The organism is Micromonospora sp. NPDC005707 (genome assembly GCF_040631005.1).
In the GTDB taxonomy this organism is placed as follows: domain Bacteria; phylum Actinomycetota; class Actinomycetes; order Mycobacteriales; family Micromonosporaceae; genus Micromonospora.
Genome location: NZ_JBEXYR010000005.1, coordinates 391,575 through 406,839 on the forward strand (window position 1 = coordinate 391,575; position 15,265 = coordinate 406,839).

Consider the following 15,265-nt stretch of genomic DNA (forward strand, 5'->3'; position numbering starts at 1 on the left):
CATGGCGAGGGCCCGGGCACGGATCGCGGCGCTCCTCCTCGCACTCGGCCTACTAGCCGGGGCCACCATCGCCTGGCCGCTGGTCGGGGCGACACCCGCGTACGCCGCCGTGCCGGCCGCCCAGGCCCGGGCCGAGCTGTGCAGCACCAAGCAGTGGCAGGCCGACTTCCGCGCCTGCGTCGCCAAGCTCAAGGCCGTGAGCGAGGACCAGGTCGAGTGCCGCAACGCGCCGGTCCCCGGCGCGCCCGACTCCGGATTGGCCGGCTGGTTCGCCTCCCGCCCCGACTCCGCCAAGGAGCCCGGCCCCAAGGGCCTCTACAGCGACTACGGCTACGCCGGATACAGCTACACCACGTACGACGTCGACGGCGGCTGCGCGTCCTCGGTGCTGCATCCGGACTACCGCTTCACCACGATGGTCGCGAACGGCGAGTTCATGTTCGCCAACGCGATCATCGGCGCGTCGAACGCCCTGCGCGAGCGCGCCTGGGATCCGCGGACGATGTGGCGCTGGGCCGACCCGCTGGTGGAGCAGGCCACCAAGGCCGTCTACCAGAAGGTGTTCAGCGTCTTCGGCATCATCACCATCTGCGTGGTCGGCCTCTACCTGCTCTGGCGCTCGCGCCAGTCGGACATGAGCAACGCCATGACCACGGCCGGCTGGGCGATCCTGGTGATGGTGGCGGTGACCGCCCTGGCCGCCTGGCCGGTCAAGTCGGCGAACATCGCCGACAGCACCCTGATCACCACCCTCGGCGTGGTGCACGACGCCGTCGGTCCGGCTTCCAAGGACATCCCCCCGGACAAGTGCGCTCTGCCGAATCCGAACGCCTGTGTCGACAAGCGCCCGCCGGCCGTGCGGGCCAGCGACACGGCGACCGAGACAATGCTCTACCGCAACTGGTTGCGCGGCGTGCTCGGCTCCGCCGACAGCGAGACCGCCAAGAAGTACGGCCCGGCGCTCTATGACGCCAAGAGCCTCTCCTGGGAGGAGGCGGAGAAGCTCCGGCAGAACCCGGCGACGCGCGAGGCCACCATCAAGGCCAAGCAGCAGCAGTGGGCCCGGGTGGCCGAGCAGATCAAGTCGGAGGACCCGGAGGCGTACGAGTACCTCCAGGGCGTCCGCGACATGGATCGGATCGGGGCCGGGTTCATCGCGGTGCTGGCCTCGCTGCTCTTCGCGATGTTCGACCTGACCGCGTCGGTGCTGGTGCTGCTCGGCTTCCTGATCTTCCGCTGGGCGGTGATCGCCGCGCCGATCCTGGGCACGGTCGGGCTGATGCGCCCCGCGAGCGCCGGCCTGCGGCGGCTGGCCAACGCCGTGGTGGCCGCGGTGTTCAACATCGCCATCTTCGGCACCGGCGCGGCCATCTACCTGTTCGCCGTGGATCTGATCATGAACACGCCGACCCTGCCCGGCTGGCTCCAGGTGGTCCTGGTCTGGCTCTGCGGCGTGGTGGGCTGGCTGCTGCTCCGCCCGTACCGGCGGATCACGCAGCTCGGCGGAAAGGACAGCAGCGAGGCGGTCAGCTCGGCCGGCTCCTGGCACCGTCGGTTCTTCCGTGACATGCGTGTCGCGGCCCGCCTCGACGTGGCCGAGCCGGGTGGCACCGCCGAGCCGGCGATGGGGCGGCGGCGCGCCGTGACGGCCGACCAGCGCAGCCTGCGGCCGGAGGCCCGGCACGAGGATCCGGCGCACACCGTCACGGTGATCGAGCGGGAGCGGCCCGACGGGCGGGTCCGGCCCGAGGACGCCCCACCGGCCGAGCGCGGATCCGGCCGCACGGCCGCGCCCCGGCCCCGCCGCGCGCCGGGGAGCTGGACCGGGCCGGAGGTGCCCGAGGAGGCCCCCTCCTTCGCCGTCTACCGGCCGGACTCGGCCGAGCGCACCGCCGCGCCGAAGCCGGCGCCGCGGATCCGCTCCGAGGCACGGTGAGGCCGGTGCGGCGGGCACTGGAATTCCTCGTCACCCGGGTACTGCGGTCCCGCCTCGGTGTCGCGCTGGTGATCGCCGTCCTGGTCTTCGGCGTGATCGGCGCGGCCCGGCTGGTCTCCGGCCCGGTCGACTCGACTCTCGGTCTGAGCACCCGCCCGAGCCAGCCGATCAGCACGGTGGACCCGCACGCCGGTGACGACGGGATGCTGTCGAGCCCTCCGGCGGCGGTCTCACCGAAGACCCGGCCGGGCGAGGCCACCCCGGAGCAGACCGCCAGCCGGTTCACCACCGCCTGGCTGACCGGCCCGGGCAGCAGCGGCGAGGCGTGGCAGTCGCGCCTGCGGCCACTCTCCACACCCGCCCTCGTCGAGAAGATGACCGGCGCCGACCCGGAGAGCGTGCCCGCCGGCCGGGTGGCCGGCGCGGTGACCCTCCGCCCCCGGACGGAGTCCTTCGTGGAGGTGCTGGTCCCGCTCGACGACGGCCGCCTCCGGCTCGAACTGGTGGCCACCGACGGCCGGTGGCTGGTGGACGCCGTCGACTGGGAGCGGCAGTGAGCGCCGGCTCCGGCGTCGCCGCGCCGGTCCGTCGCAAGCTGCGGGTCGGCGTGCTGCTCACCGCGGTCACCACGGTGCTCACCCTGCTCTGCTGCGTCGGCGGCGCGGGCGCGTTCCTCCTCACCGAACTGGGCGGCGACCAGAAGGACGGCGCGCTCGCCGGCCTCAACTGTGACCCGGCCTACCAGGTCAACCTCACCGGGGACATGCCGCGCTTCACCGAGTACGGCGACGGCCAGCTCCGCAACGCCGCCGTCATCATCAAGGTCGGCCAGGACCTGAAGGTGCCCGCCCGCGGCTGGGTGATCGCGCTGGCCACCGCGATGCAGGAGTCCGGGCTGCGCAACCTCGCCAACAGCAAGGTGCCGGCATCGCTGGCCCTGCCGCACGAGGGCGTCGGCGCCGACCACGACTCGCTCGGGCTGTTCCAGCAGCGGCCGGGGTGGGGCAGCGTCGAGCAGCGGATGACGCCCTCGTACACGGCCCGGAAGTTCTACGAGAAAATGGTCAAGGTGCGGAACTGGCAGGACCGGCCGCTGACCGTGGTGGCCCAGCGGGTGCAGGTCAGCGCCTTCCCGGACGCCTACGCCAAGCACGAGGACCTGGCCGGCCGGATCGTGGACGCGCTTGCCGGCGGGGCCGCCCGGACCGTCGAGATCGCCGGCAAGGCGGTCTGCGACGCCGCCGCCGGTGCCAGGATCGCCGCCTCCGGCTGGACCGCCCCGCTTCCCGGCGGCGTCGTCTCCGGCTTCCGCACCACCCAGCGGCCCAGCCACAACGGGGTCGACCTCGCCGCGGACAAGCGCACCCCGATCCACGCCGCCTCGGCGGGCCGCGTGCTGGTGGCCCGCTGCGACCCCGACCACTCGGGGAAGCGCGACTGCGACCGTGACGGTTGGCCGGACAAGGGCGGCTGCGGTTGGTTCGTGGACATCCTGCACGCGGGCGGCTACATCACCCGTTACTGCCACATGATCGAGCGCCCCCGGGTGGTGCCCGGCCAGTCCGTGGAGGCGGGCGAGGTGATCGGACTCTCCGGCACCAGTGGCAACTCCTCCGGCCCGCACCTGCACTTCGAGGTGCATGTGGACAGCGACCGGTCCAGCCGGGGCGCGATCAACCCGGTGCCGTTCATGCGCGAGCGGGGTGCGCCCGTGGACGGGACCGCGTGAGGCGCACCGGCCCATGAGCGACCCGCTGCCCGACCCCTTCGCGGACCGGCCCGACTGGGCCCCGCAGCCACCCCGCCCGGTCGAGATCGTGCCGGCCACCGGCCGGATCGAGCTGCGCGGCCGCCGCGTGCTGGTCGGCCTGCCCGGTCTCGGTTGGCGCGGTGACCTGCGCGCCGACGAGCGGGTGGTGCAGGGCAGCCGGACCTACGTGCCGGTCATCCCGGAGCACGAGTGGTACCGCGCCGAGTCCGAGCAGGTGGAGGTCTTCGCACCGCTGGTGCCGGTGGAGCGGGTCTGGGTGGAGACCGTGGGCGAGCGACGGCCGACGACCGGGCCGGCCGAGTCGGGCATCCGGCTGGTCTCGCTCGACGCGCCCACCCGCCGCCCGCCGACTCCGGTCTTCGAGGCCGACTCCGTCACCGGCCGGCGCGTGGTGCAGATGAACGGGTCGGCCGAGCAGCGCGACCTGCGCGCGGTCACCGAGACCTACTCCGGCACGGACGGGGACATCTGCGTCCGGGTGGCCCCGGAGCTGGAGTGGTACCGCTGGGCCTGGCGCGGCCAAGCGCCGACCACCATGGAGGTGCCGGTGCACCTGCTCTGGCTGGAGTAGGAAACGCCTTACTGGGCGCGCTCGGCCGCGCAAACTCCCCAGCCGTCGCTCCGCCTCGTCTCGAACACCCAGCCCTGGCGATCGCTCTGGGAGATCCCGTCGACGTAGGCCGAGATGATGAGATCGACCTCGACCTTGGCCACGTCACCCGCCTGCTGAGCGCGGAGTGCGCCCCAACTTACCGAGATCGTGGCGTCGAATTTCTTCTCCCGTGCGACCAGATCGTCACGGAGGGCGCGAAGGCCGTCGAGGTCCGTCCGGCCCGAACAGCCGAACTCCTGCGCCTTCGTGTCGTCGCGGTCTACCAGTAACGCCCGGAGATAGTTGTCCACCACCACGTCCGGCGCGCTGCGGTCGGGAGCGGTGGCGCGGTCGTACAGCACGAATCCGACGATGCCGCCGCCCGCACAGACAAGTGCCAGCACTCCGGCGACCACCGCGAGGACGGTCCGCAGCCGCCGCTTCGGGCGTACCGGCGCCGGAGCGGGCGCGGGCGGCGCCAACTGCTCGGGCGGGGTCCGCTGCGCCGGTACGCGGGAGACCTGGGAACCGGCGGGGGGCTGCACTGATTCCACCTCCTGAGGCTATCGGCTGCGCGCCGCGTACCCAATGCCTCAGAACTGGCGGATCTGCGGCATAATTCGGCCTCTCCGGCGCCGGGCGGCGCTCGGTCCGAACGGAGGCCGTGGCGAACCGCCGGCCGGTGAGGCTGCTCACCGCCGAGCCGGTCACCGCGCCGACCGACATCCCGGAGGACGGCCCCCGGCTGGGATACCGTCACCACCGGGGAGGAGATGTCAGCCTCGGGAAGAGAGGTGGACGGGTGGCGAGTCCGAAGGCGCGCGCCGGCCGGGCCGCCGCGCTGCACCGCAGGGCCGAGGCCACCGCGACCGCGGCGGCCGGGATCCTCGACGAGATCCGGCCCGCCCCCGCCGACCACCACCGGCAGTACGAGCTGGCCGAACGGCTCCGCGCCGCCGCGGCCGTCGCGGCGCCGGGCTGGGCCGGCGAGCCCATCGAGACGCTGGCCCCGACGGCCCCGCCCGGGGACGGCCCGCCCGCCTTCGTCCGGGTGGGTGCCGCCGCGCCGCTGGACGACGCCCGGTTCCCCGCGCTGGTGCCGCTGCTCGGCAGTGGACATCTGAGCATCGACGCCGACGCCGGCGACCCGCGGGTGGCCGGCCTGCTCCGGGCCCTGCTGCTACGGCTGTTCGCGGCCAGCCCGGCCGGCGCCCTGCTGGCCCGCGCCGTCGACGGCGGCCCGGGCGACGCCTTCGCCGGTTACGCGGCGCTGGCCGACGCGGGCCTGCTGCCGCCGCCCGCCACCGACCTGGCCGGGCTCCGGGCGGTGCTGGCCGAGGCCGAGCAGTGGGTGGCCGCCGGCACCGCGCGCCAGCGCGGGCACGACCGCACGCTGCTGCTCGTGGTGGCCGCCCTGCCCGACGGGGCCACACCGTCCGATCTGGACCGGCTCGCCGAGCTGGCCGCCCAGGGGCCCCGGGCCGGGCTGCACCTGGTGCTGGCCGGCTGGCCCGCCGGCTCGCCGCTGCCGCAGGCCACCCCGCTCGCCGTGCGGACCGCGTACGCGCTGGTCGGCGACCCGCCCGCCGCCGGGTTCAGCAGCCCCGGGGCGGAGTCGCCGGGCGGGTTGAACTGCCCGGTCTTCCTCGACGAGGATCCGCCCGCCGAGCTGGTCGCCGGGGTGTGCCGGCGGCTGGTCCGGCAGATCGAGGACGGCTCCCGGCTGGCCCTCACCGACCTGCTGCCCGAGGGTGACCTCTGGGCGGAGGGCTCGGTCGACGGGCTCACCACGACGGTCGGTGACGCCGCCGGCCGGCCGGTCAGCCTGGGCTTCACCGAGCTGACCCCGCACTGGCTGGTCAGTGGCCGGTCGCAGGCCGGGCGGTCGGCGTTCCTCACCGACGCGCTCTTCGGCCTGGCCGCCCGCTACGGCCCGGACGAGCTGGTCCTCTACCTGGCCGACCTCGACGACGGCGAGTCCTTCGTGGAGTTCCTCCAGACCGAGCGGGACCGGTCCTGGGTGCCGCAGGTCCGGGCCGCCGGGATGGCCGCCGACCGGGAGTACGTGGCGGACCTGCTCGGCGAGTTGGAGGCCGAGCTGCACCGCCGGGAGGAGGCGGCCCGGCGGGCCGGCGGCCAGCGCTACGCCGAGCTGCGCCAGCACCAGTCGCTGCCCCGGATCGTCTGTGTGATCGACAACTTCCCGCTGCTGCTGCGGGAGCGGGACCGGCTCGCCGCCGACCTGCTGGCCCGGCTCGACGGGCTGGCCCGCGCCGCCCGGTCGTACGGGATCCACCTGGTCCTGGCCGGCGAGGGCGACCTCGGCATCGGCGGCCCGCGCGACCCGCTGCTCGGCCAGTTTCCGGTCCGGGTGGCGCTGCCGGGCGGTTCGGCCGTGCTGGAGCCGACGAACGACGCGGCCGCCGGCCTGCCGGTGGGCAGCGCCGTGGTGAACACCGCCGGCGGGTTGGGCGGCCCGCGTGGCGCGACCCGGGGCCACGAGCGGATGATCCGGTTCCCCGACCCGCACGAGGACCCCGCGGTCCTCGCCGACCTGCGGCACCGGCTCTGGTCGGCCCGGCCCGAGGGCGCCGGCCCGCCGGTGGTCTTCGCCGGGTTCGCCCGCCCGCTGCTCGCCAACGATCCTCGGCACCGGGCGGCGCTGGCCGGCCGGGCGCACGCGCCGGCCGCGCTGCTCGGCCGGGCGGTGGACGTCCGGCGCTCCACGGTGGCCGTGCCGCTCGGGCCGGCCGCCGGCCGGAATCTCGCGGTGCTGGGCCGGGACGAGGAGGCCGAGCGGCTGCTGGTCACGGCGGTCCGCAGCGCGGCGGCGGCCCACCCCGGCGCGGCGCGGTTCGTGCTGGCGCCGCTGGCCAACGGGTCGGCCGAGCCGGCGGGTGTGCTCGCCGCCGAACTGGCCGGGCGGCACCGCGTGGAGACGGTCGACGTGACCGGGCTGCGGGCGGCGATGGCGGCGGACGAGCCGGGCTACCTCGTGGTGTTCGGATTGGACGTGCCGGACGGGACCGAACTGCCGCCCGAGTTGCTGCGCGCGCTGCTGCTGGAGGGTCCGCCGGCCGGCCGGCACCTGCTCGGCTGGTGGCGCACGGTGGCGCCGCTGGCCGGGCTGCTCGGCCCGGAGGGCGAGGTGGACAAGCTGACCGCCGTGGTGGTCACCGACGTGCCCGGCGGCCGTCTGGAGCAGCTCTTCGACCGGCCGGTGCTCTGGCGGCCCCGGCCGGGCCGGGCCGTGCTCTGGGACGGCCCGGGCGAGCAGGGCACGGTGCTGGTGCCGTTCGGGGAGGACCCGTGAGGGGTGAGCCGGTCTTGCGAGCCCCGCAGTCGCTAACCGGGGAGTCAGCATGAGCGAGACCGGCACGGCTGTGCCCGCGCCCCGGTCCGGCGGCCCGACGGTCGACGCGGATCCGGCCGGCGCCGCCTGGGCGGACTACGTGGCCGCCGCCCGGCAGCTCGACGGCGTACGCCGGGCCGCGGCGACCGCCGCCGGTGAGCAGGCCCGGTCCGTGGCGGCCGCCCGGGAGGAGCTGACCGCGGTTCGCGAGCGGCTCGCCCCGCAGCAGTCCCGGCTCCGGGAGCTGGGTGTGCCGGCGATCTCGCTGGTGCCGACGCCCCCGGAGGTGTCCGAGGCGGCCCGGCCGATGGCGGCCGGGCCGGCGGCGGTGCTGGCGGCCCTGCGGACCGCCCGGGGTTGGGCGGACGCGGCGGACGACAGCCTCGCCGCGCGCGGCCTGCCCCGCCTGGCCCGCTGGCCGGCGTACCCCCGCAACCTGCTGGTCTACGGGCCGCTGGCGCTGGTGGTGCCGCTCATCCAGCTCGCGCTCCTCCTCGCCACGGGCACCGGCCCGGTGACGGTGGTCGCGCTGGTGGTGGGGCTGCCGCTGCCGGCGGTCGCGTTCATGCTGGGCTGGCTCGCGGTGGGGCGGCTGTTCCGGCCGCGCCCGGCCGACCGGGTGGACCGGACGCCCCGCTTCGGCGCGCTGGTCTGCCTGGTCCCGGCGGTGCTGACCACGGCCGGTCTGCTGCTGGCCTTGCTGGCGGGCTGAGCCCCGGACACACTACGGGCCCCTCCCGTGAGGGAAGGGCCCGGTGGCGGTGCGGTCAGCGCGGGATGATCAGGGCCATCGCCTCGGCGCGCGACTTGGGGTCGTGCTGGAGGGTGCCCCGGACCGCCGAGGTGATCGTCTTGGCGCCGGACTTCTGGATGCCGCGCATCGCCATGCACATGTGCTCGCACTCGAGCACCACGACGACGCCGCGCGGCGCCAGCTTGTCCATGAGCAGGTCGGCGACCTGAGAGGTGAGCCGCTCCTGCACCTGGGGGCGCCGGGCGAACACCTCGACCAGCCGGGCCAGCTTGGACAGGCCGGTGATCCGGCCGTCCGGCCCGGGGATGTAGCCGATGTGCGCGCTGCCCCGGAACGGGAGCAGGTGGTGCTCGCAGAGGCTCATCACGTCGATGTCCCGGACGAGCACCAACTCCTCGTGGTTGGCCTCGAAGGTGGTGCTGAGCACCTGCGCCGGGTCCACGCGCAGGCCCGCGAAGAGTTCGGCGTACGCGCGGGCGACCCGGGCCGGCGTCTGCTGGAGGCCGTCCCGGTCCGGGTTCTCCCCGACCGCGATGAGGATCTCCCGGACCGCCTTCTCGATGCGGGCCAGGTCGACGCTCTCCTCCACCGGCCGCCCGGTCAGCTTGCCGCTGATCAGGCGCGCGGCGACGTAGTCGAGCGCGTCGTCCCCGTCGGGCTCGGTCGCGGAGACGGCCAGCTCCCGGTCGCGGGAGCTGGCCGTCGGGTCGGTGGTCAGTGGGTACCGTCCGAGTTGTTCGAGGGGGACCCGCCGACCGAGGCGCCGTCGGCCTGGGCCTGCGCCTTGAGGGTCTCCTTCTCGGCGGGCGTGAGCACGGGCGGCTCGGTGGAGGGCTGACGCTTGCCGAAGCCGTGGTAGGGGGCCATCGGCGGGCGCTTCGCCACCCGGGCGCAGATCCTGGCCATGTCGGCCGTGGAGAGGGTCTCCTTCTCCATCAGCTCGAGCACGATGTTGTCCAGGACGTCCCGGTATTCCACCAGGATCTCCCAGGCCTCGTCGTGGGCCAGCTCGATCAGTGCCCGCATCTCGCCGTCGATCTCGGCGGCCACCGCGTCCGAGTAGTCCCGCTCGTGGCCCATGTTGCGGCCGAGGAACGGCTCGTCGCCGCTGGTGCCGTACTTGATCGCGCCGAGCTTGGAGCTCATGCCGTACTGGGTGATCATCGCGCGGGCCAGCTGGGTGGCCTTCTCGATGTCGTTGCCGGCGCCCGTGGTGGGCTCGTGGAAGACAAGCTCCTCGGCGGCCCGGCCGCCCAGCGCGTACGCCAGGGTGTCGATCATCTCGGCCCGGGTCTGGGTGTACTTGTCCTCGGTCGGCAGGACCAGGGTGTGGCCCAGCGACCGGCCCCGGGACAGGATGGTCACCTTGTGCACCGGCGCGGCGTGCGGCAGCGCCCAGGCGACCAGCGCGTGCCCACCCTCGTGGTACGCAGTGATCTTCTTCTCCTGGTCGCTCATCACCCGGGTCCGGCGCTGCGGACCGGCGATCACCCGGTCGATCGACTCCTCCAGGGAGTCGTTGGTGATCGCCCGCTGGTCCTTGCGGGCGGTGAGCAGCGCGGACTCGTTGATCACGTTGGCCAGGTCGGCGCCGCTGAAGCCGGGGGTGCGCCGGGCGACCGAGTCGAGGTCGACGTCGGGCGTGAACGGCTTGCCCTTGGCGTGCACCCGCAGGATGGCCTTGCGGCCCTCCATGTCGGGGGCGTCGACCGGGATCTGCCGGTCGAAGCGGCCCGGGCGCAGCAGCGCCGGGTCGAGGATGTCCGGCCGGTTGGTGGCGGCGATCAGGATGACGCCGCCCTTGGTGTCGAAGCCGTCCATCTCGACCAGCAGCTGGTTGAGGGTCTGCTCCCGCTCGTCGTGCCCGCCGCCCATGCCGGCGCCGCGGTGCCGGCCGACCGCGTCGATCTCGTCGACGAAGACGATGGCCGGCGCGTTCGACTTGGCCTGCTCGAAGAGGTCGCGGACCCGGCTGGCGCCGACACCGACGAACATCTCCACGAAGTCCGAGCCGGAGATGGAGTAGAACGGCACGCCGGCCTCGCCGGCGACCGCGCGGGCGAGCAGGGTCTTACCGGTGCCGGGCGGGCCGAAGAGCAGCACGCCCTTCGGGATCTTGGCGCCCAGGGCCTGGTACTTCGCCGGGTTCTGCAGGAAGTCCTTGATCTCGTGCAGTTCCTCGACGGCCTCGTCCGCCCCGGCCACGTCCGCGAAGGTCGTCTTCGGCGTGTCCTTGGTGATCATCTTCGCCTTGGACTTGCCGAAGTTGAGCACCCGCGAGCCGCCGCCCTGCATCTGCGACATGAAGAACAGCAGCAGGAGCACGAGCAGCGCGATGGGCAGGAGGTTGACCAGCAGGCTCACCCAGATGCTGTCCGAGGAGACCTTGGTGTCGGCCGGGCCGGTGACCCGGTTGGCCGCCTTGGCGTCCAGGACCTCGTTCCAGACCTGGCCGCCCACCTCGTAGGGGAACTGGGCCTCGATCCGGTCGGTGGTCGTGTCGCCGAACTTCGTCTTCTGGGCCAGGTCGAGCTGGAGCGTCTGCTCCTTGTCCTGGAAGACCGCCTTGTTGATCTTTGCGGTGTGGAGCTGGTCGAGCGCCACCGACGTGTCCACGCGGTGGTAGCTCGGGCCAGCCGTGAAGAGTTGACTGAGCACAACGGCGCCGAGGATGACCAGGATGATCCAGACCACCGGTCGGCGGAAGAAACGCGTACGTTCCATACTGTTGTCGGGCACCGAGGCGCCCGCATCCTCCTGATCGACGTCCTGACCGTCTGATTGGTGTCGCCGCCTCGGGCGGCGGCCGCAGCCGCCGTGCGGGCCGGCCCCGACCCCGAGGCGCCTCAACTGCCGCGCCGCGGTCATTCGACGGTACACCGTTCGCGCCAGATGTGAGCTTGCGAGCCCGGCACTTACGCGTACGGCGAACCCGGGTTTGAGCCGGCGTGGCGGGGAGCTCCCCACCCGGCCACCCGACCGCCCGGTCACGCGGTTCGAGGGGTCGGGCGTGGAGAGTGCCTCCACGTCACCGGCCTCTACCGTAGACCGGAAGGCTGAGAGCCCGCTGAACGTCGGCTGACGACCGGCCGGGCGCCGGGGTCAGGCCCGGGCGTAGACCTCGGGCTTGAGCACCCCGACGTAGGGCACCTCGCGGTAGCGCTCACCGAAGTCGAGGCCGTAGCCGACCACGAATTCGGTCGGGATGTCGAAGCCGACGTACTTCACCGGGACCGGCACCTTGACCGCGTCCGGCTTGCGGAACAGGGCGACCACCTCGACGCTGGCCGCGGAGCGCGACTCCAGGTAGCGCAGCAGCCAGGAGAGGGTCAGACCGGAGTCGACGATGTCCTCGACGACCACGACGTGCCGGCCGGCGATGTCCCGGTCCAGGTCCTTGAGGATCCGCACCACGCCGGAGGAGGTGGTGCCCTGGCCGTACGACGAGATGGCCATGAAGTCCAGCTCGGCGGGCGGGCCCTGGCGGCCCAGCGCGCGGGCGAAGTCGGCCATGAACATGACCGCGCCCTTGAGCACGCAGACGAGCAGGAGACCGTCGTCGACGTGGGCGTAGTCCGCCGAGACCTGCTTGGCCAGTTCCGCGGTCTTCTCGCGGATCTGCGCCTCGGAAATGATCACGTGGTCGATGTCGGCGTCGTACCAGGAGCCGTCAGCCATGCTCCTAGCCTGCCGTACGCCGGATGGCCTCCGTCGGCGGGGCCGCCCCTTTTGGCGCGGTCCCGCCGAGGATTAACGGCGCAGACGGAGCAAATCACCTCAGCAGGTACGGGAGTGCCAGCGGCGCCCGTCCTCGGTCGGCTTCCAGTCGGCCGAGTCCCGGGTGTCGGCGGTCAGCCCGAAGGCGCTGGCGCCGACGAGGAGGAGCAGGAAGAGCAGGAGCAGCAGAACGGTCATGGCGGCGCTCGCTTTCGCGTGGTTGATGTGGTTTTCGCCGCCGGTGCGCACCGGACACCATCAAGTTTGCGACCCGCCGTACGGTTCGGACAGTGGCAGGAATGCCAGTGGGCCTCGATTTCCTGCCACCTGTCGGGTTACCCTCGTCACATGCTTCGATCCGTCGCCGTCGTGGCCCTCCAGGAGGTCGCGGCGTTCGAACTCGGTGTGGTCGCCGAGGTGTTCGGCACCGACCGCACGGCCGACGGCTTCCCCGGCTACCGGTTCGACGTCTGCACGGTGGACGGCGGGCCGGTCCGCAGCCGCTCCGGCTTCCTGATCACCCCCACCGCCGACCTGGCCCCCATCGAGGACGCCGACCTGGTGGCCGTGCCCGCACACGGCGACGGGACGACGCCGGTCCCCGAGCCGGTGCTGGCCGCGCTGCGCCGGGCCGCCGGCCGGGGCGCCTGGCTGCTCAGCGTCTGCTCCGGTGCGTACGTGCTCGGTGAGGCGGGGCTGCTCGACGGGCGCGACTGCACCACCCACTGGCGGCACGTCGACGACCTCCAGGAGCGGTTCCCGGCGGCCCGGGTGCAGTGCAACTCGCTCTACGTGCAGGACGGGCGGCTGCTCACGAGCGCCGGCACCGCGGCCGGCATCGACGCCTGCCTGCACCTGGTCCGCCAGGCGCACGGCTCGGCCACGGCCACGCGGCTGGCCCGCCGGATGGTCGTGCCGCCGCACCGTGACGGCGGCCAGGCCCAGTACGTCGAGGCCCCCATTCCGAAGGCGCCCGAGGCGCCCACCCTGGAGCCGGTGCTGGAGTGGCTCATGGGGCACCTGGACCGGACCGTGAGCGTCGACGAGCTGGCGGCGCGGGCCGGGATGGCGCCACGGACCTTCGCCCGCCGGTTCCGGGCCGAGACCGGCACGACGCCGCACGACTGGCTGACCAACCAGCGGGTGCTGCTCGCGCGGCGGCTGCTGGAGGAGACCCGGCTGAGCGTGGAGAGCGTCGCCGACCAGGCCGGATTCGGCGACGCGGCGGCGCTGCGGCACCACTTCACCCGCCGGGTCGGCACCACCCCGCTCGCCTACCGGACCACGTTCCGGGAGCGGGTCGACGCCTGATCACCAACCCAGCATCGCCCCGTCGACCCGGGACTCCGACCCGGCCATGTAGCCGCCGCCGGGCGCCCGCCAGATCGCCTGGCCGTACCCGAAGACCGACGGCTCGGCCGCGACGGTGATCTCGTGCCCGCGCGAGCGCAACCCCGCGACCAGCTCCGGGTCCAGATCCGGCTCGACCAGCACCGTCCGGCCGGCGTGCCAGTACCAGCGCGGGGTGTCCAGGGCCGCCTGCGGGTCGCGCCCGGCGTCGACGGTGGCCGAGACGAGCTGCACGTGCCCCTGCGGCTGCATGTGCCCGCCCATCACCCCGAACGGGCCGACGGGCGCCCCGTCCCGGGTCAGGAACCCCGGGATGATCGTGTGGAACGGCCGCTTCGCCGGCCCCACCACGTTGGGGTGGTCCGGGTCGAGGCGGAAGCCGAGGCCGCGGTTCTGCAACGCGAAGCCGTGCCCGGGGACCACCACGTGCGAGCCGAACGCCAGGTAGGTCGACTGGATCAGGCTGACCATCATGCCGCCGGCGTCGGCGGTGCAGAGGTAGACGGTGCCGCCGCGCTCCGGCTCACCGGCCACCGGCTCGCCCGCGCGCCCGGTGACCAGCGCCCGCCGGGCCGCCGCGTAGCCCGGGTCGAGCAGCGCCGCCGTGGGGACGTCGGCACGCTCCGGGTCGGCAACGTGGGCGTGCGCGTCGGCGAAGCCGAGCTTCACCGCCTCGATCTGCCAGTGCACCCGCTCCTCCGGTGACAGCGCGGCCAGGTCCACCCCGTCGAGCACCTGGAGCGCCAGCAGCGCGGCGATCCCCTGCCCGTTGGGCGGCAGCTCCCACACCTCGTGCCCCCGGTAGCGCACCGGGACCGGGTCCACCCAGGTCGAGGCGTGCCGGGCCAGGTCGTCGCCGGTCAGGAACCCGCCGGTCCGGGCCGCGTGGCCGTCGATCGCCGCCGCGATCCGCCCCCGGTAGAAGTCCGCCGCCCCGCTCTCCGCGATCCGCCGCAGCGTGCCGGCGGCAGCCGGGTTGCGCCACCACTCGCCGGGCCCCGGGGCGCGCCCGTCCACGGTGAACGCCCGGCGGAACTCGGCGTGCTCCGCCCCGGCCAGCCCGTCGTGGGCGGCGACACCACGGGCCCAGGCGGCGGCCGTGCCGGGGGCCACCGGGTAGCCGTGCTCGGCGTAGCCGATCGCGTCGGCGAACAGCTCGGCGAAGGGCAGTGAGCCGAACCGCTCGTGCAGGTCGCGCCAGCCGGCCGGGGCGCCCGGCACGGTCACCGGCAGCCAGCCCCGGGCCGGCACGGCGGGCCCCCGGCCCTGCGCCCCGCCGAGCGCGTCGACCGGCGCCGCGCCGCGCCCGCCCGTCGCGGCCAGCACCAGCTCGCGCGTGAGCGCCGCCGGGGAGCGGCCGGAGGCGTTCAACCCGTGCAGCCGCTCGCCGTCCCAGACGATGGCGAACAGGTCGCCGCCGATGTCGTTGGACGGCGGCTGCACCACGGTCAGGGTGATCGCGGTGGCCAGCGCCGCGTCGACGGCGTTGCCGCCGCGCCGCAGCACGGCCAGGCCCGCGGCCGCCGCGAGCGGCTGGCTGGTCGCGACGGCGCCGTGGGGGGCCAGCAACGGCTGTCGGGGGTACGCCATGAGCCCTGTCTACCGCCTCCGGCGGCTCCCGGCGACCCCTCGGCCCTCCCCCTGCCGCCGGCTCGGCGACCTGGCGGCAACCCGTGCTGTCGGATGCCGCCACCTCGGCGAAGTGGTGGCGGGCAACGCCAGCCCGGCGATGTGGCGGCATCCCGCGCGGCCGGCACCGCCATCCCGGCGAGCTGGCGATTCGACGCGGGGCC

The 15,265-nt window shown here is 74.2% G+C and carries 13 protein-coding genes; 7 read left to right on the forward strand and 6 right to left on the reverse strand.

Annotated elements, in window-relative coordinates; genetic code table 11:
• Nucleotide 1 precedes the first annotated feature (1 nt).
• The 4 genes from ABZ452_RS12395 to ABZ452_RS12410 are packed head-to-tail and all read left to right on the forward strand — an operon-like array spanning nucleotide 2 to nucleotide 4,278.
• Nucleotides 2–1,936 (forward strand): MFS transporter, encoded by a 1,935-nt coding sequence (locus ABZ452_RS12395; protein ID WP_357941771.1) that lies wholly within the window; start codon nucleotides 2–4, stop codon nucleotides 1,934–1,936.
• Nucleotides 1,933–2,493 carry a hypothetical protein gene (locus ABZ452_RS12400; protein ID WP_357941773.1) on the forward strand — a complete coding sequence of 187 codons (561 nt, stop codon included), beginning with the start codon at nucleotides 1,933–1,935 and terminating at the stop codon, nucleotides 2,491–2,493. The genes ABZ452_RS12395 and ABZ452_RS12400 overlap by 4 nt, the downstream gene beginning before the upstream one ends.
• Nucleotides 2,490–3,665, forward strand: a complete 1,176-nt coding sequence (locus ABZ452_RS12405; RefSeq protein WP_357941775.1) for a M23 family metallopeptidase — start codon at nucleotides 2,490–2,492, stop codon at nucleotides 3,663–3,665. The genes ABZ452_RS12400 and ABZ452_RS12405 overlap by 4 nt, the downstream gene beginning before the upstream one ends.
• A 13-nt stretch (nucleotides 3,666–3,678) precedes the next feature.
• Nucleotides 3,679–4,278 (forward strand): hypothetical protein, encoded by a 600-nt coding sequence (locus tag ABZ452_RS12410; protein WP_357941777.1) that lies wholly within the window; start codon nucleotides 3,679–3,681, stop codon nucleotides 4,276–4,278.
• A gap of 8 nt (nucleotides 4,279–4,286) precedes the next feature.
• On the opposite strand, the gene ABZ452_RS12415 is transcribed toward ABZ452_RS12410, so the two are convergent.
• Nucleotides 4,287–4,844 carry a hypothetical protein gene (locus ABZ452_RS12415; RefSeq protein ID WP_357941995.1) on the reverse strand — a complete coding sequence of 186 codons (558 nt, stop codon included), beginning with the start codon at nucleotides 4,842–4,844 and terminating at the stop codon, nucleotides 4,287–4,289.
• Nucleotides 4,845–5,101: 257 nt separating this feature from the next.
• Between ABZ452_RS12415 and ABZ452_RS12420 the strand changes: the two genes are divergently transcribed.
• Nucleotides 5,102–7,612, forward strand: a complete 2,511-nt coding sequence (locus tag ABZ452_RS12420; protein ID WP_357941779.1) for an FtsK/SpoIIIE domain-containing protein — start codon at nucleotides 5,102–5,104, stop codon at nucleotides 7,610–7,612.
• Nucleotides 7,613–7,661: 49 nt separating this feature from the next.
• Nucleotides 7,662–8,363, forward strand: coding sequence for a hypothetical protein (locus ABZ452_RS12425; protein ID WP_357941781.1), 702 nt, complete (start codon nucleotides 7,662–7,664; stop codon nucleotides 8,361–8,363).
• A 55-nt stretch (nucleotides 8,364–8,418) separates the two neighbouring features.
• Here the strand turns inward: ABZ452_RS12425 and folE are convergent, their stop codons facing one another.
• The 4 genes from folE to ABZ452_RS12445 all read right to left on the reverse strand — a co-directional run bounded on the left by folE (nucleotide 8,419) and on the right by ABZ452_RS12445 (nucleotide 12,320).
• Nucleotides 8,419–9,084, reverse strand: a complete 666-nt coding sequence (folE, locus tag ABZ452_RS12430) for a GTP cyclohydrolase I FolE (protein WP_357941998.1) — start codon at nucleotides 9,082–9,084, stop codon at nucleotides 8,419–8,421.
• Nucleotides 9,085–9,119: 35 nt separating this feature from the next.
• A complete protein-coding gene (ftsH, locus tag ABZ452_RS12435; protein WP_091267614.1) occupies nucleotides 9,120–11,129 on the reverse strand; it encodes an ATP-dependent zinc metalloprotease FtsH in 2,010 nt (669 codons plus the stop codon).
• A gap of 378 nt (nucleotides 11,130–11,507) precedes the next feature.
• Nucleotides 11,508–12,083, reverse strand: coding sequence for a hypoxanthine phosphoribosyltransferase (gene hpt, locus ABZ452_RS12440; RefSeq protein ID WP_357941784.1), 576 nt, complete (start codon nucleotides 12,081–12,083; stop codon nucleotides 11,508–11,510).
• A 99-nt stretch (nucleotides 12,084–12,182) separates the two neighbouring features.
• Nucleotides 12,183–12,320 (reverse strand): hypothetical protein, encoded by a 138-nt coding sequence (locus tag ABZ452_RS12445; RefSeq protein WP_357941786.1) that lies wholly within the window; start codon nucleotides 12,318–12,320, stop codon nucleotides 12,183–12,185.
• Nucleotides 12,321–12,470: 150 nt separating this feature from the next.
• Here ABZ452_RS12445 and ABZ452_RS12450 point away from each other — a divergent pair, with 150 nt between their 5' ends.
• Nucleotides 12,471–13,433, forward strand: a complete 963-nt coding sequence (locus tag ABZ452_RS12450; RefSeq protein WP_357941788.1) for a helix-turn-helix domain-containing protein — start codon at nucleotides 12,471–12,473, stop codon at nucleotides 13,431–13,433.
• On the opposite strand, the gene ABZ452_RS12455 is transcribed toward ABZ452_RS12450, so the two are convergent.
• Nucleotides 13,434–15,062, reverse strand: a complete 1,629-nt coding sequence (locus ABZ452_RS12455; RefSeq protein ID WP_357941790.1) for a gamma-glutamyltransferase family protein — start codon at nucleotides 15,060–15,062, stop codon at nucleotides 13,434–13,436.
• Between the last annotated feature and the right edge of the window lie 203 nt (nucleotides 15,063–15,265).

What these genes read in the sequence shown, in the direction of transcription:
- ABZ452_RS12395 (WP_357941771.1), top strand. Translation starts at nt 2, where the DNA reads ATGGCGAGGGCCCGGGCACGGATCGCGGCGCTCCTCCTCGCACTCGGC.
- hpt (WP_357941784.1), bottom strand. Translation starts at nt 12,083, where the DNA reads ATGGCTGACGGCTCCTGGTACGACGCCGACATCGACCACGTGATCATT.
- ftsH (WP_091267614.1), bottom strand. Translation starts at nt 11,129, where the DNA reads ATGGAACGTACGCGTTTCTTCCGCCGACCGGTGGTCTGGATCATCCTG.
- ABZ452_RS12410 (WP_357941777.1), top strand. Translation starts at nt 3,679, where the DNA reads ATGAGCGACCCGCTGCCCGACCCCTTCGCGGACCGGCCCGACTGGGCC.
- ABZ452_RS12445 (WP_357941786.1), bottom strand. Translation starts at nt 12,320, where the DNA reads ATGACCGTTCTGCTGCTCCTGCTCTTCCTGCTCCTCCTCGTCGGCGCC.
- ABZ452_RS12450 (WP_357941788.1), top strand. Translation starts at nt 12,471, where the DNA reads ATGCTTCGATCCGTCGCCGTCGTGGCCCTCCAGGAGGTCGCGGCGTTC.
- ABZ452_RS12455 (WP_357941790.1), bottom strand. Translation starts at nt 15,062, where the DNA reads ATGGCGTACCCCCGACAGCCGTTGCTGGCCCCCCACGGCGCCGTCGCG.
- ABZ452_RS12425 (WP_357941781.1), top strand. Translation starts at nt 7,662, where the DNA reads ATGAGCGAGACCGGCACGGCTGTGCCCGCGCCCCGGTCCGGCGGCCCG.